22 protein-coding genes and 1 tRNA gene are annotated in these 24,887 nt (G+C 70.2%); 12 read left to right on the forward strand and 11 right to left on the reverse strand.

Annotated elements, in window-relative coordinates:
- Positions 1-62: 62 nt before the first annotated feature.
- Complete coding sequence (locus tag ACIBK4_RS11085) at positions 63-2,144, reverse strand: DHA2 family efflux MFS transporter permease subunit (RefSeq protein WP_398994262.1); 2,082 nt, start codon at positions 2,142-2,144, stop codon at positions 63-65.
- Between the two features lie 157 nt (positions 2,145-2,301).
- Here ACIBK4_RS11085 and ACIBK4_RS11090 point away from each other — a divergent pair, with 157 nt between their 5' ends.
- A complete protein-coding gene (locus tag ACIBK4_RS11090) occupies positions 2,302-3,351 on the forward strand; it encodes a peptidoglycan-binding protein (RefSeq protein ID WP_398994264.1) in 1,050 nt (349 codons plus the stop codon).
- Between the two features lie 285 nt (positions 3,352-3,636).
- On the opposite strand, the gene ACIBK4_RS11095 is transcribed toward ACIBK4_RS11090, so the two are convergent.
- Both ACIBK4_RS11095 and ACIBK4_RS11100 read right to left on the reverse strand, forming a co-directional pair.
- Positions 3,637-4,296 (reverse strand): HAD-IA family hydrolase, encoded by a 660-nt coding sequence (locus tag ACIBK4_RS11095; RefSeq protein ID WP_398994266.1) that lies wholly within the window; start codon positions 4,294-4,296, stop codon positions 3,637-3,639.
- Between the two features lie 203 nt (positions 4,297-4,499).
- A complete protein-coding gene (locus tag ACIBK4_RS11100; protein WP_033286912.1) occupies positions 4,500-5,081 on the reverse strand; it encodes a TMEM165/GDT1 family protein in 582 nt (193 codons plus the stop codon).
- Positions 5,082-5,480: 399 nt separating this feature from the next.
- Between ACIBK4_RS11100 and ACIBK4_RS11105 the strand changes: the two genes are divergently transcribed.
- From ACIBK4_RS11105 to ACIBK4_RS11115, 3 genes are all read left to right on the forward strand, one after another.
- On the forward strand, positions 5,481-6,128 hold the full coding sequence (locus ACIBK4_RS11105) for an HNH endonuclease family protein (RefSeq protein ID WP_327404398.1): 648 nt from the start codon (positions 5,481-5,483) through the stop codon (positions 6,126-6,128).
- A gap of 88 nt (positions 6,129-6,216) precedes the next feature.
- Positions 6,217-7,848 (forward strand): alkaline phosphatase D family protein, encoded by a 1,632-nt coding sequence (locus tag ACIBK4_RS11110; protein ID WP_398994269.1) that lies wholly within the window; start codon positions 6,217-6,219, stop codon positions 7,846-7,848.
- A gap of 89 nt (positions 7,849-7,937) precedes the next feature.
- Complete coding sequence (locus tag ACIBK4_RS11115; protein WP_398994271.1) at positions 7,938-9,884, forward strand: FAD/NAD(P)-binding protein; 1,947 nt, start codon at positions 7,938-7,940, stop codon at positions 9,882-9,884.
- Here ACIBK4_RS11115 and ACIBK4_RS11120 read toward each other — a convergent pair.
- Positions 9,856-10,398, reverse strand: coding sequence for a superoxide dismutase family protein (locus ACIBK4_RS11120; RefSeq protein WP_398994273.1), 543 nt, complete (start codon positions 10,396-10,398; stop codon positions 9,856-9,858). The genes ACIBK4_RS11115 and ACIBK4_RS11120 overlap by 29 nt on opposite strands.
- 244 nt (positions 10,399-10,642) lie before the next feature.
- Here ACIBK4_RS11120 and ACIBK4_RS11125 point away from each other — a divergent pair, with 244 nt between their 5' ends.
- A complete protein-coding gene (locus ACIBK4_RS11125; protein WP_398994275.1) occupies positions 10,643-11,284 on the forward strand; it encodes a DedA family protein in 642 nt (213 codons plus the stop codon).
- Positions 11,285-11,654: 370 nt separating this feature from the next.
- Here ACIBK4_RS11125 and ACIBK4_RS11130 read toward each other — a convergent pair whose 3' ends face one another.
- Positions 11,655-11,885, reverse strand: coding sequence for a DUF2277 domain-containing protein (locus tag ACIBK4_RS11130; protein ID WP_398994277.1), 231 nt, complete (start codon positions 11,883-11,885; stop codon positions 11,655-11,657).
- A 116-nt stretch (positions 11,886-12,001) separates the two neighbouring features.
- On the opposite strand from ACIBK4_RS11130, the gene ACIBK4_RS11135 reads away from it, so the two are divergent.
- A complete protein-coding gene (locus ACIBK4_RS11135) occupies positions 12,002-12,907 on the forward strand; it encodes a ketopantoate reductase family protein (RefSeq protein WP_398994279.1) in 906 nt (301 codons plus the stop codon).
- 8 nt (positions 12,908-12,915) lie between these two features.
- On the opposite strand, the gene ACIBK4_RS11140 is transcribed toward ACIBK4_RS11135, so the two are convergent.
- Positions 12,916-13,416 carry a GNAT family N-acetyltransferase gene (locus ACIBK4_RS11140; RefSeq protein WP_398994281.1) on the reverse strand — a complete coding sequence of 167 codons (501 nt, stop codon included), beginning with the start codon at positions 13,414-13,416 and terminating at the stop codon, positions 12,916-12,918.
- Between the two features lie 163 nt (positions 13,417-13,579).
- Between ACIBK4_RS11140 and ACIBK4_RS11145 the strand changes: the two genes are divergently transcribed.
- Both ACIBK4_RS11145 and ACIBK4_RS11150 read left to right on the forward strand, forming a co-directional pair.
- The gene (locus ACIBK4_RS11145; RefSeq protein ID WP_398994283.1) at positions 13,580-14,692 is read left to right on the forward strand and encodes a hypothetical protein; all 1,113 of its coding nucleotides are present in this window, start codon (positions 13,580-13,582) and stop codon (positions 14,690-14,692) included.
- A 65-nt stretch (positions 14,693-14,757) separates the two neighbouring features.
- Complete coding sequence (locus tag ACIBK4_RS11150) at positions 14,758-15,108, forward strand: hypothetical protein (RefSeq protein WP_366436105.1); 351 nt, start codon at positions 14,758-14,760, stop codon at positions 15,106-15,108.
- A gap of 114 nt (positions 15,109-15,222) precedes the next feature.
- Here the strand turns inward: ACIBK4_RS11150 and ACIBK4_RS11155 are convergent, their stop codons facing one another.
- Positions 15,223-15,585 carry a hypothetical protein gene (locus ACIBK4_RS11155; RefSeq protein ID WP_398994285.1) on the reverse strand — a complete coding sequence of 121 codons (363 nt, stop codon included), beginning with the start codon at positions 15,583-15,585 and terminating at the stop codon, positions 15,223-15,225.
- A 113-nt stretch (positions 15,586-15,698) separates the two neighbouring features.
- Here ACIBK4_RS11155 and ACIBK4_RS11160 point away from each other — a divergent pair, with 113 nt between their 5' ends.
- Complete coding sequence (locus tag ACIBK4_RS11160; protein ID WP_398994287.1) at positions 15,699-16,538, forward strand: hypothetical protein; 840 nt, start codon at positions 15,699-15,701, stop codon at positions 16,536-16,538.
- Positions 16,539-16,580: 42 nt separating this feature from the next.
- The gene (locus ACIBK4_RS11165; RefSeq protein WP_398994289.1) at positions 16,581-17,327 is read left to right on the forward strand and encodes an HAD family hydrolase; all 747 of its coding nucleotides are present in this window, start codon (positions 16,581-16,583) and stop codon (positions 17,325-17,327) included.
- Positions 17,328-17,341: 14 nt separating this feature from the next.
- Here the strand turns inward: ACIBK4_RS11165 and ACIBK4_RS11170 are convergent.
- Positions 17,342-17,416 (reverse strand) — tRNA-Val (locus tag ACIBK4_RS11170).
- Positions 17,417-17,628: 212 nt separating this feature from the next.
- Between ACIBK4_RS11170 and ACIBK4_RS11175 the strand changes: the two genes are divergently transcribed.
- Positions 17,629-18,408, forward strand: a complete 780-nt coding sequence (locus ACIBK4_RS11175) for a DUF4097 family beta strand repeat-containing protein (protein WP_398994291.1) — start codon at positions 17,629-17,631, stop codon at positions 18,406-18,408.
- 71 nt (positions 18,409-18,479) lie between these two features.
- Entirely contained in the window at positions 18,480-19,874 is a 1,395-nt protein-coding gene (locus ACIBK4_RS11180; RefSeq protein WP_398994293.1) for a hypothetical protein, read from the forward strand.
- Between the two features lie 66 nt (positions 19,875-19,940).
- Here the strand turns inward: ACIBK4_RS11180 and ACIBK4_RS11185 are convergent, their stop codons facing one another.
- From ACIBK4_RS11185 to ACIBK4_RS11195, 3 genes are all read right to left on the reverse strand, one after another.
- The gene (locus ACIBK4_RS11185) at positions 19,941-21,110 is read right to left on the reverse strand and encodes an amidase domain-containing protein (RefSeq protein WP_398994295.1); all 1,170 of its coding nucleotides are present in this window, start codon (positions 21,108-21,110) and stop codon (positions 19,941-19,943) included.
- 109 nt (positions 21,111-21,219) lie between these two features.
- The gene (locus ACIBK4_RS11190; protein WP_398994297.1) at positions 21,220-22,503 is read right to left on the reverse strand and encodes a hypothetical protein; all 1,284 of its coding nucleotides are present in this window, start codon (positions 22,501-22,503) and stop codon (positions 21,220-21,222) included.
- A 43-nt stretch (positions 22,504-22,546) separates the two neighbouring features.
- Positions 22,547-24,778 (reverse strand): transglycosylase domain-containing protein, encoded by a 2,232-nt coding sequence (locus ACIBK4_RS11195; RefSeq protein ID WP_398994299.1) that lies wholly within the window; start codon positions 24,776-24,778, stop codon positions 22,547-22,549.
- Between the last annotated feature and the right edge of the window lie 109 nt (positions 24,779-24,887).

Below are 24,887 nucleotides of genomic sequence, written 5' to 3' on the forward strand. Positions count from 1 at the left end.
CGGCACCAGACCAACACCGCCCCAGAAACCCGTCACCCCTCAAGCACCGCCCCCAAAAGACCTCAACTGACCCTCTTCACCACCCCATTACGCGGCTGCTCCCCATCCGACCCACACAACTCCCCATTCAGTTCCTTGACCAACTGAACGAGATCCGTAGGCCGATCCGCCCCCCACCAGTCCCCCAGCGTCTCCGCGAGAGATTCCTCACGAGCCTGTGACAACTTCTCGGCCACTTCCCGCCCCTGGTCGGTCAGTTGAAGGTCGAGGCCCTCGCGCACGGCCAGCCGCCGCTCCTCAACCTGACGAACCGCAGCGAGGATGACGGGCAACGGCACGGTACTGCGCTCCGCCAACACCCCCGGTTCCGCCCACCCGTCCCGCTTGATGCGCAGCAACAACCAACTCGCCGCAGGCTGAAGGTCGTAGCCCGCCTTCTCCGTGATGGTCCGATAGATCTCCCGCCGCCCTTCCCGCGTCCCCAGCACGGACAGCGCACGGCACACCTCGTCGTAGGAAGACCGTTGGACGGGGTTGCTGGCAAGGGTCTCGGTGACATCCGGCGCCGTAACGGAGCCCCGCAGCTTGTCCTCCTTGAGGAACCAGGCCAGGACGAAGCCGACGAGGGCGACGGGAGCGGCGTACAAGAACACGTCGGTGATCGAAGAGGCGTACGCGTGGAGGGCCTCCGGCCGTACCGCGACCGGCAGTTGGGAAATCCCCCGCGGATCGGACTCAAGCCCGTCCGGGGTGACACCCGCCGGCAACGCGGTCCCCCGGAGCGCATCCGTGAGCTTGTCGCCCAGCCGGCTCGCGAAGATCGTGCCGAAGATGGCGACGCCGAACGAGGCGCCGATGGAGCGGAAGAAGGTCGCACCGGAGGTGGCGACGCCGAGGTCCTCGTACGAGACGGCGTTCTGGACGATGAGGACCAACACCTGCATGACCAGGCCGAGTCCGAGCCCGAAGACGAAGAAGTACGCGCTCATCTCGGCGGTGGAACTGCCCTCGTCGAGCCGGTGGAGCAGCAGCAGGCCGAGCGCGGTGATGCCGGTGCCCGCGATGGGGAACACCTTCCAGCGGCCGGTGCGGCTGACGATCTGGCCGGAGGCGGTGGACGAGATCAGCATGCCGAACACCATCGGCAGCATGTGGACGCCGGACATGGTCGGGGTGATGCCCTGCACGACCTGGAGGAAGGTCGGCAGGTAGGTCATCGCGCCGAACATCGCGAAGCCGACGATGAAGCTGATGACGGCGGCGAGCGTGAAGGTGCGGACGCGGAACAGCTTCAGCGGGAGGACGGGTTCGGCGGCCCGCCGCTCGACGGCGACGAACGCGACGATCAGCACCACGCTCAGCACCGCGAGCCCGATGATCTGCGGTGAGCCCCAGCCCCAGGTGGTGCCGCCGAGCGAGGCGACGAGGACCAGGCAGGTCGCGACGGCGGCGATGAGGAAGGTGCCGAGGTAGTCGATGACGTGGTGGGTCGACTTGCGCGGGATGTGCAGGGCGGTCGCGATGACGGCGAGGGCGACGACGCCGACGGGGAGGTTGATGTAGAAGACCCAGCGCCAGCTCAGATGCTCGGTGAACAGCCCGCCGAGGAGCGGCCCGAGAACACTCGTCGCACCGAAGACGGCCCCGAAGAGCCCCTGATAGCGCCCGCGTTCACGCGGCGAGACGACATCGCCCACGATCGCCATCGACAGCACGATCAGCCCGCCGCCGCCGAGCCCCTGCAACGCCCGGAAGCCGATCAGCTGGGGCATGTTCTGCGCGGCCCCGCACAACGCCGACCCGATCAGAAAGATCACGATCGCGATCTGGAAGAGCCGTTTCCGCCCGTACTGGTCGCCGAGCTTGCCCCAGAGCGGGGTCGCGGCGGTCGAGGCGAGCAGATACGCGGTGACGACCCACGACAGATGCTCCAGCCCGCCGAGATCGCTGACGATCGTCGGCAGCGCGGTCGACACGATGGTCTGGTCGAGGGCGGCGAGCAGCAGCCCCAGGAGCAGCGCCCCGATCGAGACGAGGACGTTGCCCGACACATGTTCCTGCGCGGAACTGCCCCGCTGCGGGGGCCCCTCCGATGGCTGCGCGTCGTGCACATTCCCTGTCATACCGTGCGCATCGTCGGCCATGAAGACCTCCTGCGGCTCTCGTTACACATCCATGGTGATCGGTATGGCCGGTTACGGCCTGTCGAGTCCGAGTGGAAGCTCGCATTCCGGGGGTCGGAGGAGACGGCGTGAAGGAGATCCGCATAACCTCTGGAGTTCGACGGGGAGGAACGAACACGTGAACGAGGCGAAGGGCCACATATGCCCGCAGTGCGGGGCACCCCGGGCAGCCGACGGCTCCCCGTCCTGCGCCTGCACCCAACGGGCGTCCGACGCGCTGCGCGACGCGCGCACGGCGGAGGCGGCAGCGGCGGAGGACTTCGACCCGCTGCGGATCAGGCCGTATGTGGAACTGGACAGCACCTCGCAGGAGCAGCCGACCGCGCAGCCGCCCGCGCCGGTACCACCGACGACACCCGAGGGTGAGACCCAGCAGCTGCCGGCGGTCGAGGAGACGATGCTGCTGCGAGCGGTGACACCCTCACCGACCGCACCGGCTTCTCAAGAGGAGACGTCGGTCCTCCCGGCCCCGACGGACCTGAGCCTGTTCGCGGACGGCGGCAACGGCAGCGGGGGCGGGGGCGGGGACACCCCGGAACACCCCACGGACGACGAAGCCTCCCCGCCCCGCCGCAGCCGCCGCACCGTCCTCCTCGCCGTCACGGGAGCCGTCGTGGCGGTGGCGGCGGTCGCGGGTTTCGCGAGCGGCATGTTCTCGTACGAGCCCCCGTCGCGGGACGAGGCGGCCCCTCAGGACGTACGGGGGAGCGTCCCGACGGCTTCGAAGAGCGCGGGATCCGCGACCCCGTCCACAAGCGGCTCCACATCCCCACCCCCGACGTCGGCGTCCCCGACCCCGTCACTCAGCGAGCCCCCGTCTCCGACGGCATCGTCGACCCCGTCGGCTACGGCATCCAAGCCCGCGACCCCCAGCACAACCCCGACCCCCACCTCCACCGCGTCAACGGCCTCCGCCACGAACCGCCAGAGCAGCAGCACCCCCAGCCCGGTCCTCCAACGCGGCGACGAAGGCCCCGAGGTGACCGAACTCCAGCTCCGCCTAACCCAGTTGAGGCTCTACACCGGCCCCGACAACGGCATCTTCGACAAACAGGTCCAGACGTCGGTACGCACGTACCAAGTGGCCCGAGGCATCACATCCGACACGCTGGGGGTGTACGGGGCGGCTACGCGGGCGAGGCTGGAGTCGGAAACGACCGAGCCGTGACGCTGCGCTGGCTGGCGTGGTGGGGCCGGGTCGGGGGTGGGTGGTTTGGGCTGTGTGCGGGGTGCGGGTGGGTGGGGGCTGGGCGCGCAGTTCCCCGCGCCCCTGGGGGGTTGGGATGGGGGGAGCTAAGAGGCACCGAGCCGTGCGGGGAGAGCCAGCGTCACACACGGCCCGCAGGACACACCCCGAGGAGCAGCCCCCAAAGGGGCGCGGGGAACTGCGCGACCAGCCCCCACACCGCAGCACCCGCGACACAACCCAAGGCGGCACCACCAACGGCGCCCCTCACCCCACGTGCAGCCGAATCCCCCCACCCCCCAAATCCTCAACCCGCACCGCACGCAAATCCCGCACCACCACATCCGCCCGATGGAACCCGGCCTGCGGCCCAACCCCCACCACCCGCATCCCAGCCGCCCGCCCCGCCGCGATCCCCGCCCCGGAGTCCTCGAAGACAATGCAGTCAGCCGGAGCAACACCCAGCTCGGCGGCCCCCTTCAAGAACCCCTCCGGATCAGGCTTGCTCGCACCGACGGACTCCGCCGTGATCCGAACCTCCGGCAACTCCAACCCCGCCGCCCCCATCCGCGCCGTGGACAACGCGACGTCCGCCGACGTGACAAGCGCATGCGGCAACCCCCGCAACGACGCCAGAAACTCCCCCGCACCCGGAATCGGCACGACACCCTCGACGTCGGCGGTCTCCTCGGCGAGCATGCGCGCATTCTCGGCGTAGTTCTGCTCCATAGGCCGGCTGGGCAGCAGCAGCGCCATCGACGCATACCCCTGCCGCCCATGCACGACCTTCATGACCTCATCCGCGTTCAGCCCGTGCCGCTCGGACCAACGCCGCCAGATCCGCTCGACGACGGCATGCGAGTCGACGAGGGTGCCGTCCATGTCCAGCAGCAGGGCACGGGCGGTGAGCACGGTGGTGGCCGTCATCGGCAGGCTCCAAGGAACGGGAGAGAAAAACGCGGGTCAACCCCCGGAGGGACAAGGTGGCCCCGCCCGCCGGTCAGGGAGAACGGACGGGAGCCACTTTGTTTCTCTACGGTACAAAACCGGACCGGCATCGCGCCACCGCCCCCCGGAACAGTTCACTCACCGTTCAGCTCACCCGCCCGCACCAGACCCCCCTCACACGATCAGGCGGTCACGGCCTCCCACAAACTCCACGCCCCCAGCGCCAGCATCAGCACCGCCGCGATCCGCGTGATCAACTCCAACGGCACCCGCTTCATCAGCGCCTTCCCGCCCACGATCCCCAGCCCGGCCACCGCCCACAACGCCAGCACCGCCCCAAGCCCCACAGAGAACGGATCGTCGTAACGCGCCGCGAGGTTCGCCGTCATGATCTGGGTCAGGTCACCGAACTCGGCGACCAGGATGAGCATGAACCCGGCACCGGACACCCGCCAGAAGGACTGGTCCTTCGGCGCGCGGACCTCCTCGTCGTCGTCACCCTTCTTGAAGAGCAGCACCGCGGCCCCGCCCAGGAAGAGCACACCGGTCACCGCGGCCACCAACTGCTGCGGCAGCAAGGTCAGTACACTGCCCGCCGCCACCGCGAGCACGACATGCAGAAGGAACGCGGCGGCCACGCCCGCGAAGACGTACGACGCGCGATAACGGGTGCCGAGGACGAGTCCGGCGAGCGCGGTCTTGTCGGGGAGTTCGGCGAGAAAGACGACGCCGAAGACGAGCGCCGTCACGCTGATGCTGATCAAAATTCCTCAATCGGTCGGGGCTGCCCCACCGAGAGTGTGATTGCTGTCCGCGGACACCTCGGCACGGCAGCGCACACGAAAAACGACTAGTGCACTGCTTTACCGAAGGTCTCGCTGGCCGATCCCCCGCGTATCCACGCGATGGGACCTGCCTCCGGGCGCCGGCTCAGACGAGCTGAGCAGTATGTCGACGGTCCGGCGAAGAGCTACTCCCCTTCTGCGCCATCCACTGTACGCGAGGACCGACCCTGCCCACCCGTGAGGAAAGTCTCGTCGCGGCCCTTGTTGTGTCATGAGCACGTCACTAGCTTCTTACCGAACGCACACCTCCCCGCAACACGGCACCGCGAGCATTTCCCCGCTCGCACTCCAACACCCCCACACCACAAGGGAGTTCGCATGCCGAAGTTCTACGCGCGTCGACGACGGCTCAGCATACTCGCGGCTCTTACCGGACTCATAGCCTTCGCCGGACTCTTCAACGGCCCGACCGCCTCCGCCGCCCTCCCCACCCCGGTCAGCGCCGCCACCGCCCGCACCTACCTCGCCTCGCTCACCGTGGCGACCGAGGTCAGGACCGGCTACGAGCGTGACCTGTTCCCGACCTGGGACACCATCAGCGGTACCTGCAACACCCGTGAGTGGATCCTCAAGCGCGACGGTACGAACGTCGTCACCACCTCCGCCTGCGTCGCCACCAGCGGCAGCTGGTACTCCCCCTACGACGGTGCCACCTGGACCGCCGCCTCCGACGTCGACATCGACCACCTCGTCCCGCTGGCCGAGGCCTGGGACTCCGGTGCCCGCAACTGGACCACCGCCCAGCGCGAGTCCTTCGCCAACGACGTGACCCGCCCGCAGCTCCTCGCGGTCACCGACAACGTCAACCAGTCCAAGGGCGACAAGGACCCGGCCGAGTGGATGCCCTCGCTCACCTCGTACGCGTGCACCTACGTGCGTGCCTGGGTCCAGGTGAAGTACTACTACGACCTCTCGGTCGACACCGCCGAGAAGGCCAAGCTCACCTCGGTCCTCAGCGGCTGCTGAACCCCGCAACCAAGTGGTGATCCCCGGAACCTAGTCGCTGACCTCCGTCGTTCCGTACCGTACGGGGCGACGGAGGAAGGTGATCAACGTGGCCGCCGGACTGAGTCTTGGACCACTGCTTCGCTACGCCGACGGCTCGTCCGCGACCGTATGGGTCGAGGCGAGCCGTCCGTGCACCGCCGAGGTGCGCTGCGCCGACGGCGCCCGGGGCAGCACCCGCACCTTCCAAGTGGCGGGCCACCACTACGCGTTGGTGCCGGTGGAGGGCCTCACGCCCGGGACGTCGACGCCGTACGAGGTGTTCCTGGACGGCGCGCACGTGTGGCCGCTGCCCGAATCCCCCTTCCCGCCGTCCGTGATCCACACCCCGGACGCCGACGGCACCGTCCGCGTCGCGTTCGGCTCCTGCCGCTGGGCCGCGCCGCCCGCCGACGACCACGATCCGGTGGGCCCGGACGCCCTGGACACACTGGCCTCGCGCATCGCCCGCGAGCCGGAGTCCGAACGCCCGGACGTACTCCTCCTGTTGGGCGACCAGGTCTACGCCGACGAGGTCTCCGACGCGACCCGCCGCTGGCTCTCCGCCCGCCGCGACCTGAGCGAGCCGCCGGGCAGCGAGGTCGCGGACTACGAGGAGTACACGCGCCTCTACTACGAGTCCTGGCTGGACCCGGAGATCCGCTGGCTGCTCTCCACGGTGCCCTCGTGCATGGTCTTCGACGATCACGACGTGATCGATGATTGGAACACCAGCGCCGCCTGGCTCGCGGACATGCGCGAGACCCCGTGGTGGCGCGAACGACTGCTCAGCGGCCTCATGTCGTACTGGGTCCACCAGCACCTCGGGAACCTCTCCCCCGCCGAACTCGCCGCCGATCCCCTCTACTTGGCGGTCCGCTCCGCCCCCGACGGCACCGACGAACTCCGGGCCTTCGCCTGCCGCGCCGACGCCGACCCGGCCTCCGTCCGCTGGAGCTACCGGCGCGACTTCGGCCGCGTCCGCCTGCTGATGGTCGACAGCAGGGCGGCCCGCGTCCTCGACGAACAGAACCGCGCGATGCTCGACCCCGGCGAGGCCGACTGGCTACGCGCGGAGGCGCTGAAGGACCCCGGTTCCTACGACCACCTCCTCATCGGCACCTCGCTCCCCTGGCTGCTGCCACACCTCGTCCACGACGCCGAGTCCTGGGACGCGGCCCTGTGCCGGGGTGAACGGGGCACCCGCTGGGCCGAGTTCGGCGAGAAGCTGCGCCGCGCGGCCGACCTGGAGCACTGGGCGGCGTTCCCGGACTCCTTCGAGCAGCTGGCGGACCTGATCGCCGAGGTGGGGTCGGGGGACGCGGCGCCGGCGTCGGTGCTCGTGCTGTCGGGCGACGTACACCACGCGTACGTCGCGGAGCCCAAGTGGCGGACCGGCAGCCCGAGTTCACGCGTCCTGCAACTCACCTGCTCCCCCGTCCACAACTCCATCCCCCCTTACATACGCGTCGGTTTCCGCTTCGGGTGGAGCGCGGTCGCGCGCGGACTGGGCCGCCGCCTTGCCCGGCACGGCCGTTGCCCGGACCCGTCGGTCAAGTGGCGTAAAACGGGCGGGCCTTGGTTCGGGAACCAGCTCATGACCCTGACCCTGCGCGGCCGTTCGGCCCGGCTGCGGCTGGAGCAGGCGCGGAGGGACGGGACGCTGAAGACGGTGGAGGAGTCCCCCCTGACACCCCCGTGACCTCGGTGCGGGCATGATGAGGCGGGCCGTCCGCTTTCCCGGTGGGCGGTCTGCTCCATTGCGCCCCCACACGCCCGGGAGTCACCCCTTTGTCTGCAGTGAACGCGTCCGACGGTGAGCCGGCGACCCCCGTCCCGGGCTCCGTCTCGGTCGCCGTGGTCGGCGCCGGTCCGCGCGGCACCAGCGTCCTGGAACGCCTCTGCGCCTCCGCGCCGGAACTCCTCCCGCCCGGCACCCGGCTCACCGTCCACGTCGTCGACCCGGCGCCCCCGGGGCCCGGCCGCGTGTGGCGCTCCGCGCAGTCGCCCGAGCTGCTGATGAACACCGTGGCCTCCCAGGTGACCCTCTTCACCGACGCCAGCGTCGACTGCTCGGGCCCGGTCCGCCCCGGCCCGAGCCTGCACGAGTGGGCACCCGCCGAACTGGGCCCGGACGACTACCCCACCCGCGCGCACTACGGCCGCTACCTGGAGTGGGTGTTCGCCCGCACGGTCCGCGAGGCCCCCGACTCCGTCCGGGTCGCGACACACAGGGCACGCGCGATACGCCTCGACGACACGGCGGACGGCCACCAGTCCCTCACCCTCGACAACGGCCGTACCCTGTCCGCCCTTTCGGCCGTGGTCCTGGCCCAGGGCCACCTCCCGACGGCCCCGGACCCCACCCACCGCCGCCTCTCCTCCTACGCCGACCACCACGGCCTGCGCCACATCCCACCCGCCAACCCGGCCGACATCGACCTGTCCGCCGTACGGCCGGGCGAACCCGTCCTGTTGCGCGGCCTGGGCCTCAACTTCTTCGACCACACAGCCCTGTTGACGACAGGCAGAGGCGGCCGTTTCGTCCGCACGGAGAACGGGACTCTGCGCTACGTCCCCTCGGGCAACGAGCCCCGCCTGCACGCCGGTTCACGCCGAGGCATCCCGTACCAGGCCCGCGGCGACAACGCGAAGGGCCCCTACGGCCGTCACACCCCCCTCGTCCTCACCCCCGAGGCGATCTCCGCCTTCCGCAAACGCGCCGACTCCGCCGAGCCCCCCGAATTCCTCACGGAGATATGGCCGTTGGTGGCGAAGGAAGTCGAGACGGTCTACTACACCGCGCTGCTACGCCCCTCCCGCCGCCCGGAGTTGACGGACTTCACCGAGCGCTTCCTCGCCGTCCCGCACCGCGACCCCCAAGAGGCCCTGATACTCGACGAGTTCGGAGTCCCGGCCGCCGACCGCTGGAGCTGGGACCGACTGTCCCGCCCGTACACGGAGGCCGATCTCGCGTATCCCACCGCCTGGCGGAACTGGCTGCTGTCGTATCTGCGCGAGGACGCGGAACACGCGGCGCTCGGCAATGTGGACGGCCCGCTCAAGGCGGCCCTGGACGTGCTGCGCGATCTGCGCAACGAACTCCGGCTGGTCGTCGACCACGGCGGCCTGGCCGGCGCCTCCCGCCGCGACCATCTGGACCGCTGGTACACCCCGCTCAACGCGTTCCTGTCCATCGGCCCGCCCCGCCGCCGTACCGAGGAACTGGCCGCGCTGGTGGCGGCGGGTGTGGTGGAGGTGCTCGGACCGCGCCTGGAGGTGCGGGAGGCGGACGGCGCCTGGGTGGCCCACTCCCCGGAGATACCGGGCTCGGCGGTCCGCGTCACCACGCTCATCGAGGCGCGCCTCCCCGAACCGGACCTGCGCCGCACCGCCGACGAACTGCTGGGCCGACTGCTGCGGACGGGCCGGTGCCGGCCGCACACGGTGGACGGTTACGAGACGGGCGGGCTGGACGTGACTCCGCGCCCGTACCGTCTGATAGACCGTCAGGGAGGCGTCCACGCACGGCGGTTCGCGTTCGGGGTGCCCACGGAGGGCGTGCACTGGGTGACCGCGGCGGGCGCCCGCCCTGGCGTGGACTCGGTCACGCTGTCGGACGCGGACGCGGTGGCACGAGCGGTTCTCCGTGCGGCGACCACGGAGCGGGCGCCGGTCGCAGCCGCCCGCTCCTGGACGTATCCGCAGGTCAGGGAGCCCAGCCGAACGGCACGGTGAAGCAGGCGGCGCGGACCTTGCTGCCCGGCATGTCGTGGATCACGACGGAGGACGCCTCGCCCTGCCGGAAGCCCCAGTCGTGCTGGGCACTGGCCTCGGCGGCGCCGTGCTCGTCGGCCGTGAAGTCGAGCCAGACCTCGTTGTCGGCGGTGACGTCCGCCGGGTCCGTGGACGGCTTGTGCTGGAAGTGGCCGCCGGCCGCGGCCGGGTCGGCGCCGCACGGCTTCTGATGCACATGGACGGCGTACGCGTGCCCCGGCACCATCCCGTCGACCTTGAGCCGCACAGTCGTGGCACCACCGACCGCGGTGTGCTGACTCACCTGGATCCAGGCGGCGGCCGGGACCAGTTTGTTTTCGTACGTCACCGCCGCCGACGGGACGAGGGCGCCGACCGGCGCGAACCGCGCGTCCGTCCGCATCCAGTAACCGTCCGGAGCACTGGCCCCGGCACCGCCCGTACCGCTCGCCAGTACGGCCGCGACGACGGCGCCCGCGCATATCCCTACCACCATGATGTGTACCGTTCCTAACGTCTTGTCCCGCTCACATCCCCTTTACGTTGCTACGGGATACGGACGCGGGCCGCCCCCTGGGACGGGGCAGCCGGGTGAACACACTGTGCGGATCACACGTGCCCCCCGTGAATCTCCTGTCCCCACCCAGGCGTACGCTGTATGGCTGTCACTGGCCGCCCCTGCCGCTCCCTCGCGACACCGCGGCAGGTCCGGCCCACGGGGGAGTTCACGGGGAGATGCGTTGTTCGAGAGTGTGGGGTCGCTGACCGGCAGCCCATGGATCTACGCCTTGGTCGCCCTGTCCGTACTCCTTGATGTGTTCCTGCCGGTTCTGCCGAGCGGTGTCCTGGTCATCGCGGCGGCCACGGCGGCGGCAGCGGGCACCGGCGCGGCGGCGGACGCGGTTCCCGTCCCGCACGAGGTGCCCAGCATCCTGGCGCTGATCGCGTGCGCGGCCACGGCCTCGCTTCTGGGCGACCTGGTCGCCTACCGCCTCGCCTGGCGCGGCGGCGCCCGCCTGGACCGCGCGATCTCCCGCTCCCGCCGCCTCACCAACGCGCAGGAACGTCTCGGCCTGGCCCTCGCCCGCGGCGGCGGAGCCCTGGTCATCCTGGCCCGCTTCGCCCCCGCCGGCCGCTCGGTGGTCTCCCTGGGCGCAGGCGCGGCCCACCGCCGAGCCCGAGACTTCCTCCCCTGGTCAGCCCTGGCGGGCCTCTCCTGGGCGGCATACAGCGTGGCCCTGGGGTACTACGGCGCCCAGTGGCTGGGCACGACGTGGCTGGCAACGGGGGTATCGCTGGTGGCGCTGTTCGGGGCGGGCGCGGGGGCGGCGTATGTGATGCGAAGGCAGCCGGGGGCGACGGCGGAGGTCAGCGCGCCGTAGGGCGCGGGATGGCTATGGGCGGGCGTCCGTTGCAAATCGGGGCCGCGCGTCCGTTTTGGACCAGGGGCGCGCGTTGGTTTCTTAGGGGCGCGAGGAACTGCGCGACCAGCCCCCACCCGACCCGCAGACTCACGACGAACCAAAGGCACACGTCCGCTGCGAACCGGGGGCACGCGCCCGTCTCTTAGGGGCGCGAGGCTGCATCAATCTGCGGCTCCGCCGCGCGGGCGCGACCAGCCCCCACCGGCCCGCAGACTCACGACGGCCCGAAACAAAGGCACACGTCCACTTTGAACCGGCGGCACGCGCCCATCTTTTAGGGGCGCGGGGAACTGCGCGACCAGCCCCCACCGGGCCCGCGCTTTGATGACTACGCCCCCCGCGGAGCGCCCGCCCCCCTCACCTCAAGGCCCGCCAACAACTCAGCCGTGGCCTCCGCGATCACATCCACCGCGCGGTCGAAGACCTCGCGATTGTGCGCGGCCGGCGCCCGGAACCCGGAGACCTTGCGCACGTACTGCAACGCGGCAGCGCGAATCTCCTCCTCCGTGGCCTCGTCGGGCAGAACAGGCGGTCGAAGCGTCTTGATACTGCGGCACATACATCCAGTCTCGCGCGCCGGAGGAGATACCGCCGGAACTCCCCCGAACACACCTGCGATGATCGCCCCGAGGCGGCCACCGTTCACGGGGCCGACCGACGAGAGGACACAAGAACATGGCGAACAACAACCTCACCGTGGCGATCCTGGGCCCCGGCGGCGTGGGCGGCCTGCTCGCGGCCCTGCTGTCCCGGGCCGGCCACCGCGTGATCTGCCTGGCCGGAGAAGACACGGCCACCACCCTCCGCACCAACGGAATCCGGGTCCACAGCACCCCCTTCGGCGACTTCACCGCCCCCGTGGAGGCGGACACGGAACTCCGCGAACCGGTGGACGCCTGCCTGATCACGGTCAAGGCGACAACCCTGGACGCGGCCCTCACCCGCGTCCCGGCGAAGACTCTGGGAGACGCCCTCCTCGTCCCGTTCCTGAACGGCGTAGAACACCCGGCACACCTCCGCGCCCACTACACCCCCGCCCAAGTCGCCCCCGCGATCATCCGGGTCGAGTCAACTCGCACCGCCCCAGGCGTAATTGAGCACGGCAGCCCCTTCGCGGAGATCGACCTGACCGGCGACACGGTCCCCCACGACCGCCTGGAGACACTCGCCGCAGCCCTCCACGCGGCCGGCCCCAAGACCCAGGTCCTGCCCGACGAAACGGCCGCACTCTGGGCCAAGATGACATTCCTGGCCCCCCTCTCCCTCCTCACCACCCGCTACGCCCTCCCGCTGGGCGACGTACGCACGCGCCACCGCGAGGAGTTGACGGCCCTGCTGGAGGAGACCGTGGCGGTGAGCCGTTCGTACGGCGGCCCCTCGGACGCGGCCGGCGCACTGGCCCGCTACGACGCGTTCCCGCCGGGGACCAAGTCGTCGATGCAGCGCGACGCGGAGGCGGGCCGTCCGCTCGAACTGGACGCGATCGGCGGGGCGTTGCTTCGCGCGGCGGAGCGGCAGGGCATCGCGGTGCCGGTAACGGCAAGGTTCGTAAGGGAGTTGGGGACGCCGACCGCCAACTGACCGCCCGCTCACGCCTGGAGGTCGATCCGCCAGTCGTTGGAGGTGATCCAGCGCCCCTTGGGGTACTCGAACTCCGCCTCACCGAGCAGGGTGAACCCGGCCTTCCGGCACACCGAGTTCGACGCGGGATGGTCGACGCTCGGAAACGCGTGCAGATACCGGTGCCACCCGGCGACCCGCGCCTCCACGACGACGGCGCGGGCCGCCCGGGCGGCGAGCCCGCGCCCCTGGAACTCGGGCAGCACTCCCCACCCGGTCTCCCACACCGGCTCGCCCCGCCACTCCCGCGCCCAGAACCCGATCGAGCCGACGGTCTCCGCACTCGCCGCCAACTCGACCCGGTACATGCACCCCGGCTCCGGTTCGAGATACCGCCGATGCCGGACGGCGAGCTTCTCCTCGCTCTCGGGACCGCCCAAGTGCTCGGTCATCTCAGGGGCGTTGAGCCGCTCCAGCAACCAGAAGTCACCGTCCGCCCAGGGCCGAAGCCTCACATGTTCCACGTCCATGCCGAGCACCCTAGGCGGCCCCACCGACATACGACTCGCCCCGCACCCGGCCGGACCCGTGCCATGAGGTGAACGCGGGACGGTCCCCGGAGGTATGGCGGATGACTGCCGTATGCCTGTTCCGCGCAGACCCCGGCCGGGCAACCGAAGGCGACGGGCCGCCGTGGTGGCCGGTGCGGTCGGCATCGCGCTCGTCGGGGCGGCCGGGGCGCTGCTCGGCCCCTGGGGCGACGGCGCACCCGGCGCGCGAGACTCCCCCGCGACACCGACGTCCGTCCCCACGTCCCGGGCCGACCTGGTCGCCGCGCTCAAGGCCCTGCTGCCCGAGGGCAGGGTCACCGAGCAGGAGGCGATGGGCGCGGAAACCGGTCCGGACGCGGAGGTCGTCCACGACGACGGCAGGGGCCCGGCGGCCATCGGCATCGGCCTCACCAGCCTCGAACCGGGCGTCCAGGCCGAGATGTCCATCGGCTGCCCGGACACGACCCAGACCGAGTCCGACAGCTGCGTCACCGGCGAGCCGCCCGACAAAGCACGGGTCACGTTGCTCAAGAGGTACGCGTTCCCCGACGACCGACGCCTGGACACCAAGGTGTGGTCGGCCTCCCTGCTCACCCCGAGCGGACAGTACATCTCGGTCACCGAGTGGAACTCCACCGCCGGATCGGGCGCTCCGATCACCCGGGCCGAACCGCCGCTGTCCGGCGCCCAGTTGAAGAAGCTGGTCACGGCCGAGGTGTGGCGGCGCACCGTCCACCCCTATGCCGAGGGCAAGAGGCAGGAATGGACGGCGCCGCCCCCGCCCAGCGCGGACGCCGGACTGACCGGGACCGGCGTCCTGAGCACCCTCGTCCCGCTCCTCCCCCAGAACGTCCATGTGCTGTACGACGACCCGGACTACCCGTGCGTCTTCGTCAACGCCGGCCGGACCACCGACATGGCCGCGATCGACAGCACGGTACGGGTCGACCTCCGGCACATCACACCGGCCGCCGCCGACGGACTGTACGACGCCGACGCCGAGACCCTGCCCGACGGCACCAGGGTCGCCACCCGCCAGGAGCCCGGCGCCAAGGGCGTAGCCGCCAGCGCGCTGTGGACCGTCGACACGCTGCGGACCGACGACCTCCGTGTCGCGATCGGCGCCTACAACCCCGGCCACCGCGGCACGCCACGCCTGCCGCCCCCGGCGCCGGCCATGGAACAGCTCCGAAAGATCGCCCTCAGCCCGCGGTGGGACCAGTACCGCCAGTCGCTCCGGACACCGGCTCCGTAAACCCGATCGTGTGAAGTCCCTGAAGGAACTCGCGACTCAAATTCGAACAGGCGTAGCATTAGCGCGTGGCTACGACCTATGACTTCCCGAGTGACCTCCTCGCCGGTCAGGAGGAGCTGCATCAGGTCCGGGCCGAGCTGTCGGCCCTGCTGAAGCGGCTGCCCTGGTCGGTCGAGCCCCTGGACGGGTTCAGCGACACGGGAGGCTGGCGCAAGGTGGAGCGCCCGGCCTCCCCCGGCTGGACGCCCGACGAACAGGCCGAGGTGGAGAAGCTCCGACAGCGCGAACACGAACTCGCGGTCTTCGTCAGCGGCCACCGCTTCTGGACGGAGGTCGCGGCGGCGGAACGCGTGGAGACACGGATGAAGCTGAAGCACGCCCACGAGACGCCTCCGGCGGACGACCAGGGCGACTGAGGCGGCCGAGGCGGCTGGAACGACCGGGGCGACACGAGCTGGCGTAAGGCTTGGGTCGGCGACGCCGCCGCGAGGCGGCGATCACGATCGCAGGTACGGCGGTTCTGCCCTCAACTACGCCTTGCGCAGCGCCCGTTGGGCCACCATCAGGACCGTCACAGCCCCCAGGGCACCGACACCGACGGACCGGAAGCCCCGCGTGGACCGCCACGACAGCACCGACCACCGCGACTGCGCGGACAGGACGGATCCCGTGCTCAGCCACGACCCGGCCGAGACCAGCGACAGGGCCGAGCCGATCGACCCGACCGACAGCGCGCTCCCGATGGACCCGACGGACAGGCTCGACCCGACGGACCCGATGGACAGCACCGACCCCACCGAGCCGATCGACAGCACCGAGTCCTTCGACCACAGGGACAGCACGGAGCCCGAGGGGGTGATGCGGTGCGCCGCCGGTGCGAGGGGTTCGCTCATGAACCCATCCTGCCCACGACCGAGGGAAACCGCGACACGTCGCACCGTGACCGCCCCAACCCGCCCCAACTTCCCTTCCCGGCAAGGCAAGTGTCAGGGTTAGCCTGACGGGCATGACCGATGCCGAAGACGCGTCCTCCGCACCCGTACCGGCCTCACCCGAGCTGCACCGGCTGTCACCGCGCGACGAGTCCCGCGTGGCCTTGGCCCTGACGCTCCGTCAACTGGCCGACGCGGTCCTGGACGCGGTACCGGTCGAGCCGGACCCCGCGCCGGGCGACCTGCTCCGGACCGCGCTGAGACTTCAGCGCCGTATGGAGGACGTGGTGCGGGAGGCGGTGGTCGCCGAGCGCGAACGCGGCACCACGTGGAACCAGATCGGTGACGCGGCCGGGATCACGCGGCAGTCCGCCCACGAGAAGTGGTACAGCGACGTGCACGGCTGGGCGGCCATCGGGCGCAGCGCGCTGCCGCCGGACTTGAAGACGCTGGAGGTGGCGGCCGAGGCGGACGCCTGCTACGCCAGGCTGCGCCCCGACCGGCCGCACGCGGTCACCTCGGGCCTGGACGCGATCCGCTTCCCCGGCTCCCACGCCTACGAGGCCAGCCTGCGCGCCCGCGGCTCCGCCCTCCACCTCCGCCGCACGGACCTGGACGCACGCGCCACCCAACTCAACGACGAATACAGCGACTTGCACGCCCACGGCCCGACCTCCGCCCCCATCGGAGACGACCCGCTCCTGATAGAAACCCACCGCGGCCACGCGGACGCCGTACGCGCCAACCGCCTCGCGATCGCCGCGGTCCACGACGAGATCGCCACCATCTACGACGAACTCACCACCGCGGAGCCCTCGTTGGCGGACGAACACCACACCCAGTCCACCTGGCACCACAACGCGGCCCAACAGGCCCGCAGTTACGCCGATCTCCTCAGCGGCAAGAAGAGCTAGCCGTCTACAGATCCGGGCGGCGCGCTTCGTAGGATGCCGTACATGACCAAGAGCGTCGTGCTGTGGGACTTCGACGGGACCTTGGCGTTCCGGGGCGACAGGTGGCGTGGGTGTTTGGTGGAGGCGCTGGACGAGGTCGCGCCCGGGCACGGTCTGGTCGCTGCCGATATGGCTCCGGGGCTGCGGGACGGTTTTCCCTGGCATCGCCCCGAGAGCGGGCATCCCGAGCTGAGCACACCTGACGCGTGGTGGGGTGCTCTTCAGCCGCTCTTCGTGAAGGCGTACGTCGGGGCAGGTGTCGAGGCCAAGTTGGCCGACCTCGCCGCGAGCAGGGTGCGGGCCCGCTACACCGATGTGAGTCGCTGGACCGTCTTCCCCGGCAGCGTTGCCGCGCTGGAGGAACTCGCCGCCGCCGGCTGGCAGCACGTCATCGTCAGCAACCATGTGCCGGAGCTGGACGGTCTGCTGCGCGATCTCGGGCTCGACCGGTACTTCGCGGCCGTCGTCAACTCCTCGCTCGTCGGCTGGGAGAAGCCGCACCGGAGGATCTTCGAGGTGGCGTTGGACCGGGCCGGGCGTCCCGAGCGGGTCTGGATGGTCGGTGACAACCCGGTGGCCGATGTCGCCGGCGCCCGGGCCCTCGGAATCCCCGCGATCCTCGTCAGCCCGGGAGAAAGTGGGCTGCGGGCTGCCGTGCGGCGCATCCTCGACGGGGATGCGGACTCCACGTGGACTTCGACGGCCGACACGGAAAGAGGCCTCCCGGAGATTCCCCCGGAAGGCCTCTGACCTGCTGTTTATCCTGGTGGGCGCGGACGGTTTCGAACCGCCGACATTCGCCTTGTAAGGGCGACGCTCTACCCCTGAGCTACGCGCCCAGGACGAGTCGACAGCCTACATTGCCGGGGGGCCTGTCCTGCAAACCCGTATCCCCACGGAGAGATCCCGGGGGATCCCGGAGGTTCCCGGGGGTTTTCCCCACCCCGGGTCCGGGAGTGCGCCGGATGCCCCCGGCGGGCGCCGCTCTCTACGGTCGAGGGGAGCCGTAGGAGTCACCGGGACTCCGCGACCGTCCCAGGGGGAAATCACCGTGACCCGCACCGCTGCCCGCACGCTCACCGCCACCACCGCCGTCGCCCTGCTCCTCCTCGGTGCCACCGCCTGCGGTACCGCCTCCGCCGGGGACGACAAGCATCCCGATCACCGCACCTTCGCGCTGACCGGCCGTACCCTCACCATCGACTCGGACGACTCGGCGCTCGAAGTCGTCGCCGGGGACGCGAACCCGGCGGGGAAGATCGAGGTCACCCGGTGGTGGGAGGGGAGCGTGGCGATCGGGTCTGACCCCAAGGTGACCTGGGCGATGAAGGGTGACCGGCTGGTGCTGCGGACTAAGTGTTCCGGGGTGATCGCCGACTGTTCGGTCAAGCACCGGATCGAGGTGCCGCGCGGGGTCGCCGTGAAGGTGGAGGACGGGGACGGGAGTGTGCGGGCGCGGGGGTTCGCGGACGCGCTCAGCATCCGTACGCACGACGGGTCCGTCCATGTCACCGACTCCACCGGGCCGCTGGTGCTGCGCAGCGGGGACGGGTCCGTGCACGCCGAGGTGGCGTCCCGGCAGGTGCGGACGACGACCGGTGACGGGTCGGTGCACCTCGAACTCGGCGCCGTACCCGACCTGGTGGCGGCCGACAGCGGCGACGGGTCCGTGACGATCGCGCTGCCCAAGGACGGCGGGGCGAAGTACCGAGTGACGACCAGGACGGGGGACGGATCGGTGGATGTGTCGGTGCCCCGGGACTCGTCGAGTTCCCATGTGGTGACCGCGCACACCGGCGACGGGAAAGTCACGGTGCGGAACGCGAACTGACCGGCCCGTGTGTTCGTCCTCTACCGGTGGGAGAATGACAGCGGTCAGGATGGAAGACACGGGAGAGGGATGTGACGGCGACACCAGCGCAGCCGTATTCGCCGCTCACACGGCCCCGGCCCGGGCGCGGTTCCGCCGTCGGCCGTGCCGCCCGCGACACCCTGACGCTGGTGGGTCTGCCGCTGCTCGCCGCGCTCACCCTGTCGGCCACGTTCGCCGGTGGCGGCACCCGGCGCTGGTTCGGCGGGCGGGCGGAGAGTCAGCGGGCCGAGGCGCAGGCGGCGAAGGACGCGGCGGCCGCCGCGTTCTACGAGCTGGACACCGCCCAGCGGGATCTGCGGATCTCGATAGACACCATCACCGCGGTCGACGACTCGCCGGCCGCCCGCCGCGCGGTCACCGACTTCGAGGCGCTCGGCCGGCGTATCGACGAGGCCAGCGGCCGGTACATCAACGCCGTCGACGCGCACGACCTCGACCGGGACGACCTGGAGGCCGCCGCCGCGAACCGCGCCCGCACCGAACTGACCGCCGCCAAGGACCAGTTGGGGCAGGTCAAGCAGGAACTGGACCGGTTCGAGAACGGGCTCGGCCCGCTGCTCGGCAAGGCCGAGACCCAGCTCGCCCGGCTGGCGCCCGCCGTCGAGCGGGCCCGGCAGGCACTGCTCGCCGCCTCCAACGCCCTGGACGCCGTACGGGCGTCGGGGCTGCGGGCCGACGCTCTCGCCGCCCGGCTCGCCGCGCTCGGGCCGGAGCTGACGAAGCTGAACCAGGGGGCCGGGCAGCACGGCGTACCGCAGACCCTGGAGCGGGCCACGCAGGTCGCCCGGGAGGCCGAGGCGATCAGGGCCGAGGCCGCCGGGCTGCCCGAGCGGGCCGCCGAGATCGACCACCGGCTGGTCTCCCTCCGCACCCGCGCCCAGGCCCTCACCACCCGCGCCGGTCAGGTCGACCCGGTGCTCAGCGAACTGCGGCGGCGCTTCTCCGCCGCCTGCTGGCAGGACCTCCAGCACGTCCCCGACCAGGCCGGCGAGAACGTACGACAGGCCGAGCTGAAGCTGAAGGAGGCGCAGGCCGCCCGGGACGCGCAGCGCTGGCCGGACGCCACGTCCCTGCTGTCGACCGTCCGGGCCCTGCTGAACACCACCGACGAGGCCGTCTCGGCCGCCGGTGACCGACTGCGCCGGCTGAACGCCGTACAGAAGGACCCCCAGCAGGAGATCGACCGCACCCGCTTCGCCATCCGCGACGCCCAACGCCTCGCGATGTCCGGCCGCACCACACCCGACCCCCGCCACGCCCGCCCCCTCGACGACGCCGTGGCCCGCCTCGACCGCGCCATCGCCACCCTGGAGGGCCGCCACCCCGACTACTGGCACTTCCTGACGGAGACGGAGTCCGTACGGCAGACGGTCGCGCGGGTGGTCGGCCAGATCCGCGAGGAACGCGGAACCCCCGGGCACTGAACACGCATCGGCCCCCGGTCGCGTACCGGAGGAAGCGACGGGGGGCCGACAGGAAAGCGGTGCGGATCAGGTGCGGTACGCGTAGTAGTACGCGTTCGGGTACGACGCGATGAGGCTCGCCACCGACCTGCGCAGGGTGTTGTTCGAGTGGTATGTGACGTACGGGATGCCGTTGCTCTTGGCCGTCACGATCATCGTGTGGTCCTTGGCGCCGTCACGGTCGAAGTCCATCTGGAGGACGTCGCCGACCTCCAACTGGTAGACGTTCGCCAGCGGGGTGGTGCGCTTGGAGTTCTGCGCGAACCAGGACCACTCGTTGACGCCGACGAAGGAGTCCGACTGGATGTCCGCGGTGCCGAACCACTTCGTGTAGTCGTAGACATAGCCCGGGACGTGCTTCCAGCCGCCGGCCTTCAGGGACTGGCTGACGAAGTTGGTGCAGTCGCCGCCGTCCGCGTGGCCGTTGAAGTCCGGGTAGGCCGTGTTGTAGACGTTCCAGTACTTCTCGGCGTATGCCGCCATCGCCTTGTAGTCGTACGTCGTGCTCGTCTTCGGGACCGCCACCGGGTTGCGGGTGGTGGCCGCGCGCGGCGCGTCCGGCGTGGTGTTGCCGTCGTCGGCCGGGGCGGGCGACGCCTTGACCGCGGGCTTGGCCACCGTGTTGACCGCGAGGCCGCCGGTGTCCGTGTCCTGGATGTTCGAGAGCTGCCAGGTGCCCTGCTGGTCGGCCTTGAAGGTCAGTTCGTGGTGGGCCTGGAAGCCGGTGGTCTTCGGCTCGTTCCCCGTGGCCTTCGCGTACGTCAGCGTGGTCGTCTCGGTGACGTCGGCCTTGGCCGTGCGGCCGGTCACCCGGGTCGCGTCCAGCGTGACCTTGGTGGTGCCCGTGCTGTACGTCTCGCCGAGCTTCGCGATGCTGCTCTGGCGGCCGCGCAGCTGGCTGAGCGCCGACTTCTCGTCGCGCGACTGGGTGCTGGAGAGGCGGACGTCGCCGGAGAAGCGCGAGGTGCTCTGCTTCGTCGTGGCCCCGTGGACGAGCGCCTGGGTTCGGTCGGTGAAGACCGCGTCGGCCAGCTTCTGGAAGGTCGCCTTGGTCGCGGCGTTCACAGTCGGGTCGTCGACGACGGCCGCGCCCGCGCTCCAGTTGGGCACGAGGGCGACGCCGGCGACGACCGAGGCGGCGGCCGCCGAGATTATGGCCGTACGGCTCCGCTTACGGCTCAGTTTTCTGGATTTCAATGGTGTTCCCCTCTACGCCGGTACGCCTACCGGGCGAGGGCATCTTCGCACGCCATGTGTGGCTCCTGTGAAGGGGGTTGCACTTGGTCAGTTCACCAGTCCCGAGAGGTCACTTGACCACCGTGGACCAGTCCGGCGACTGCGCCGGGTCCAGGCTGCGCAACTGCTGCAAAGTCTGCGGCGACTGAACGTCCATCCAGTCCGAAAGCTCCCTGAAGGACACGCACTTGACGCCCTTCTTGGTGCAGATCTTCGGGATGATCGTGTCGATCGCCTTCATGTAGATGCTGCCGTTCCAGTTCTCGAAGTGGTTCCCGATGAACAGGGGCGCCCGGCTGCCGTAGTAGACGCGGTTGAAACCGGCCATGTACGAGTCGACCGTCTTCTTCTCCCAGTCGGCGAACTTCGACGGGTCGCCCTGAGTGGCGCCGCCCGACTGGTTGTAGAGGAAGTTGAAGTCCATCGACAGGGCCTGGATGTTGTCCCCGTAGGGGAGCAGTTCGAGCGGGAAGTCCCAGAGACCGTCCTTCTTGGTGGGCCATATCTGGAAGTCGCCCGGGGAGCTGGCGTCGTACTTCCAGCCGTAACCCTTCAGCGCCTTCAGGAGGTTGGGCTGGCCCTCCAGGCACGGAGCGCGGCCGCCGACGACCTCCTTCTTGAAGTCGAAGGGCAGGGCCGGGATGTCGGTGTAGCCGGTGTTGGTCTTCCAGTTCTCCACGAAGGAGAAGAACTGGTCGATCTCGCTCTTCCACTGCGCGACGCTCCAGTCACCGCCGCCCTTGGCCTCGCAGAAGTGGCCGTTGAAGTGGGTGCCGATGTCGTTGCCCTGCTCGTAGGCCAGGCGGAGTTGCTCCAGCGTGTCCCGGATGTGCTGGTCGGTGGGGAAGTCGATCGCGGCCGAGCCCACCGGGTGCATCGGCGGGTGGTACAGGTCCCTCTTGCTCTTGGGCAGCAGATAGATACCCGTGAGGAAGAAGGTCATGTGGGCGTTGTACTCCTTCGCCATCTCCCGGTAGTGCGAGAAGAGTTTGTCGTCCCCCTGAAGCGCCCCGTCCCAGGAGAAGACCACGAACTGGGGCGGTTTCTCACCGGGCTTGAGCGGCACCGCCTTCAACTGGTCCTTCTGCGGCCCCGTGTACGAGGTCGAGCCGTCCCCCAGCACCTGCGTCTTGCCGTCCCACACGGGTTCCTTCGTCGACTTCGGCTCGGCGTTCTTGCCGGCCGACGCGGTGGGCGCCGTGTTGTCCCGGTTCAGCGCCAGATACCCGGTCACCAGCGAGGCGACGACGAGGAACACGGCCAGGGTGAGGAACCCGGGCTTGGGGGTACGCCGAGGACGCGGTTCAGGGGCTCTGCGGCGGCGGCCGGACGGTGCCTTCGTCCGAGGCTTCATGGGCGGCTCATTCTGCGAGGAGGTGGCGGGGTCGCTGCGGTGGTCAGCCGAGCGGGGTCATGGCTCTCGACCAGATGCCGTAGGGGACGTCGGTTGCCGGGGTGCCGGAAACTCCCTTCAGTGGCAGCGGTTCCAGGCTCTTGCTCAGATCGATGCGGTAGACGACGACGGCGGTCGACACGGACTTGGCCGTCCCGACGTACCAGGCCGCGGTGTCGTCCTGGGTGGTGCCGGTCTTGCCCGCCACCTCGGTTCCCGCGGTCTTGGCGGCGGTGGGATGCGCGAGACCGAAGGAGTCCGTGAGCGCGTCCGTCACCTCGCTCGCGGTGGTCTTGCTCATCGCCCGCACCGGCTCCGGCCGCTCCAGGGCGACCGCGGCGCCGTTCCGGGTGATACGGCGGACCGAGTACGGCTCGGTGTGGACGCCCCCGGCGTCGAACGTGCCGTACGCGCTCGCCATGCGCAAGGCACTGGGCGTGGCATTGCCCAGCGACAGCGCGGGTACCTGGGCCCCGAAACTGGAGGAGAGCAGGCCGGCGTCCTCGGCGGTCTTCCGTACCGTCGTCAGGCCGGTGTCCATGCCCAGCTGCATGAACGGCGTGTTCACGGACTGCGCGAGGGCCTGGCGCAGACTGATCTGCCCGTACGACTTCTTGCCGTCGTTGTGCGCGGCGACCTTCTTGCCGCTGCGGTCCCAGTACGGCCCCTCGGGCGTGGTGACCGGTACGGCGTCGTCCCCGTCGTACAGCGTGTCCGGGGTGACCGAAGTCGGCGGTCTGCCACGGGTCTTGGTGACCCCGTGCTCCAGGGCGGCGGCATAGACGAACGGCTCGAAGGCCGAACCGGCGGGCACAGTGGTCGCGTTGGACTCGTTGAAGCCCTGCGTACGGTGGTCGGGACCGCCGTAGACGGCGAGGATACGGCCGTCGGAGGCGACCGAAGAGGCGCCGTAGTGGGCGGACTTGGCCGTGCCGGGGTTCTTGCTCTGCGCGTCCTTGCGGGCCTTGGTGACGGCGTCGGTCAGCTCGGTCTCGCGCTTGCGGTCGAAGGTCGTGTAGATCTGGTAGCCGCCGAGGTCGAAGTCCTTGTCCGAGATGTGCGCGGTCTTCTTCGCGTACTGCGTGGCGAGTTCGACCAGGTAGTCGCTCTGCTTGCCGGTGTCGTAGGTCTTCGACTGCTTCAGCGGCTCGGGGAAGGTCTTGTACGTGGCGCGCTCGGCCGGCGACAACTTGCCGATCTTCACCATGCGGTCGAGGATCCACGACCAACGGGCCACCGCCCGGGCGTGGTTGGCCTTGCTGAGCGTCGGGTCGTAGAGGCCCGCGCCCTTCAACAGCGAGGCCAGGAAGGCGCCTTGGCTGGCGTTGAGCTGGCTGACGTCCTTGCCGTAGTACGCCTGCGAGGCGCGCTGCAGACCGTAGGTGCCGCGGCCGAACCAACTGGTGTTGAGATAGCCCTCAAGGATCTTGTCCTTGCTCATCTTGTTGTCGAGCTTGAGGGAGATCATCGCCTCGGTGAACTTGCGGCTCACCGTCTGGTTCTGGGTCAGATAGACGTTCTTCACATACTGCTGGGTGATCGTCGAGCCGCCCTCGGTGTCCCCCTCGCCGACCGTGCGGTAGAGGGCGCGGGCGATGCCCTTCATGGAGATGCCGGGGTCGCTGTAGAAGCTCTCGTTCTCCGCCGCGAGGACCGCCCAGCGGACGTCGGTCGGGATGTCCTTGAGCGGCATCGCCTGCCGCTGCACCCAGCCGGTCCGGGCCATGGGCGTCCCGTCGGACCAGAAGTACACGTTGTCCTGCTGGGTCGCGTACGTGTTGAGGTTCGAGGGGATGTCGGTGGCCGCGTAGGCGACGACGAGGAACAGTCCGCTGAGGCCGATGGCGGCGACGACACCCCCCACCGACTGCCGCCAGGAGGGTATCCAGCGGCGCCAGTCGGTACGGCCGGGGCGCGGGTACTGCGGGCGCAGCTTCCGGACGTACGGCGTGAGGAAGATCACGGCCGGGGCGAGGCGGGCGGTGACCGGGGCGAAGCGGGTGCGGAGGAGCGCGGCGAGGCGGGAGAGACGGCTGCGGAGGGATGCACGGTGGGCATTGCGCCCCCGGTGGCGTACCGGTTTCGTCTCCCCCTCGGGTATCTCGGGCCCCTTGGGTATCTCCAGATCGGACAACCGCAGCTGCATGGTCTCGTCCGGCCTGAACCCGGCGGGGAGCTTCAACTGCATGGTCTCGTCCGGTGCCTGGCGCTCCTCCCCGTCCCCCTCGTGGGTCACGACGCGACTCCCCTCCGCACTCCGTATTGCTCGCACAGGCAGACGCATTGACGTACGAGGGTCTGAAACGGTTGCCGCGGACGCGACTGCAAATCCCGGTTCCCCCCGG

Origin of the sequence: Streptomyces sp. NPDC050528, assembly GCF_044457795.1 — a bacterium.
Taxonomy (GTDB): Bacteria; Actinomycetota; Actinomycetes; order Streptomycetales; family Streptomycetaceae; genus Streptomyces.

Excerpts from the sequence above, each read along its gene's own strand:
- ACIBK4_RS11165 (WP_398994289.1), top strand. The coding sequence starts at position 16,581 with ATGACCAAGAGCGTCGTGCTGTGGGACTTCGACGGGACCTTGGCGTTC.
- ACIBK4_RS11135 (WP_398994279.1), top strand. The coding sequence starts at position 12,002 with ATGGCGAACAACAACCTCACCGTGGCGATCCTGGGCCCCGGCGGCGTG.
- ACIBK4_RS11130 (WP_398994277.1), bottom strand. The coding sequence starts at position 11,885 with ATGTGCCGCAGTATCAAGACGCTTCGACCGCCTGTTCTGCCCGACGAG.
- ACIBK4_RS11160 (WP_398994287.1), top strand. The coding sequence starts at position 15,699 with ATGACCGATGCCGAAGACGCGTCCTCCGCACCCGTACCGGCCTCACCC.
- ACIBK4_RS11105 (WP_327404398.1), top strand. The coding sequence starts at position 5,481 with ATGCCGAAGTTCTACGCGCGTCGACGACGGCTCAGCATACTCGCGGCT.
- ACIBK4_RS11155 (WP_398994285.1), bottom strand. The coding sequence starts at position 15,585 with ATGAGCGAACCCCTCGCACCGGCGGCGCACCGCATCACCCCCTCGGGC.
- ACIBK4_RS11140 (WP_398994281.1), bottom strand. The coding sequence starts at position 13,416 with ATGGACGTGGAACATGTGAGGCTTCGGCCCTGGGCGGACGGTGACTTC.
- ACIBK4_RS11190 (WP_398994297.1), bottom strand. The coding sequence starts at position 22,503 with ATGAAGCCTCGGACGAAGGCACCGTCCGGCCGCCGCCGCAGAGCCCCT.
- ACIBK4_RS11120 (WP_398994273.1), bottom strand. The coding sequence starts at position 10,398 with ATGGTGGTAGGGATATGCGCGGGCGCCGTCGTCGCGGCCGTACTGGCG.
- ACIBK4_RS11095 (WP_398994266.1), bottom strand. The coding sequence starts at position 4,296 with ATGACGGCCACCACCGTGCTCACCGCCCGTGCCCTGCTGCTGGACATG.
- ACIBK4_RS11085 (WP_398994262.1), bottom strand. The coding sequence starts at position 2,144 with ATGGCCGACGATGCGCACGGTATGACAGGGAATGTGCACGACGCGCAG.